The 249-nt window shown below is 44.6% G+C and carries 1 pseudogene; it reads left to right on the top strand.

Annotated features, from left to right (window positions below):
- Positions 1 to 249, top strand: a pseudogene (locus SCA31_RS24760) (FtsW/RodA/SpoVE family cell cycle protein); the annotation flags it as partial.

Genomic DNA, 249 nt, shown 5'->3' with positions numbered 1-249 from the left:
CTATTTTCCCTGTATATTCTGCAAGTTCAAATCTGGAATATATCGTTAATAACGGGACCACCACAGGTCACGTTATCAAACATATGTTCTTTGTCGGTCTGGGTCTGGGAATTATGAGGCTCGTGGGAACCGTAAAATATGAATATATCGGCAAACTCAGCAGTATTCTGCTCGGGCTGATGATTGTTCTTCTGGTAGTCACCATGTTTACAGGTCAAACCATCGACGGAGCCAGTGCTTCCCGATGGC

The sequence above is a fragment of the Chryseobacterium sp. SIMBA_028 genome (genome assembly GCF_046535285.1).
GTDB lineage: Bacteria > Bacteroidota > Bacteroidia > Flavobacteriales > Weeksellaceae > Chryseobacterium.
The sequence above is the reverse complement of the archived record's forward strand: the minus strand, read 5'-3'. Positions and strand labels throughout refer to the sequence as shown.